1 protein-coding gene is annotated in these 1,042 nt (G+C 54.4%); it reads left to right on the top strand.

The window, feature by feature from the left end; translation table 11 throughout:
• Nucleotides 1–1,042: BREX-1 system adenine-specific DNA-methyltransferase PglX (locus D3261_RS20160; protein ID WP_233554051.1), on the top strand; the 1,042-nt coding region annotated here is incomplete at both ends.

Here is a 1,042-nt window from a genome sequence, read left to right as displayed (position 1 = left end):
GTATGAAAAGCATCCCCAAGACCCGGAGGATAATCCCCAAACGTGGGAACACCACAAGCAAACCGTCGTCGAGAACATCTACGGCGTCGACATCGTCGAACCCGCCGTCGAGATAGCGAAACTCCGACTCTGGCTCTCGATCATTGCTGAGGTCGATGCCGAGGAGGTCGAAGAATACAACGAGGACGAACTCGCTCTCCCAAACGTCGTATTCAACGTTCAGCACGGGAATAGCCTCGTCGGGTATACCGATTTGATGGAGACGAACGAGGGCGGAGCGCAGATGCGGATCGACGCGTGGGGACCAGACACCGTTCGCGCGAAATACGAGAAGGTGATCGCTGAAATCCGCCAGCACAAGCAGGCCTCCAATACCAGGGTAGCGCGAGAGCATCTGCTCGAAGCCGAGCGCCTTCGCGAAACCTATCGAGGGGAACTCAACGAGCGCGTGCTCGAAGAGTTCGAGGACGCAGGGATCGACGGAATCACACCCGAACGGGTTCGGGAGTTCGAACCCTTCCACTGGGTACTAGAGTTTGCGGAGGTCTACGCTAGAGGAGGATTCGACGTAGTGGTTGGAAACCCACCGTGGGATGTTCTCAGCGCGAGCAGAGACGACTTCTTTTCGCGGTACGACGAACAATTCCGTACTTACAGACCCGGACCAAAATCCCTTGTTCAAGAGAGCATCCTGAAAAGCGACCGAATCGCATCCGAGTGGGAGAGGTACAAGGAAAACGTCGAAGCCCAATCAGAATTCTTCAAAGACAGCACCGAGTACGAGTTGCAGACACCGACTATCAACGGCACGACCGCGACCTACAAGAACGAGCTAGCGAGTCTGTTCTTTGAACGGGTTTTCAAACTCGCAAACAGCAACGGATACATCGCACAGGTCCTCCCCGGTGCGATCTTCAACGGGCAATCCTCAAAGGATCTGCGGATGAAACTACTTGAGGAATGTCGTGTCGAAGCACTCGTCGAATTTGAAAACAAGGGCATTTTCCACGAGATCGATAGTCGGTATCACTTCGGCGTAGTT

The organism is Halococcus sp. IIIV-5B, from assembly GCF_003602035.1.
Taxonomy (GTDB): domain Archaea; phylum Halobacteriota; class Halobacteria; order Halobacteriales; family Halococcaceae; genus Halococcus; species Halococcus salsus.
The sequence above is the reverse complement of the archived record's forward strand: the minus strand, read 5'-3'. Positions and strand labels throughout refer to the sequence as shown.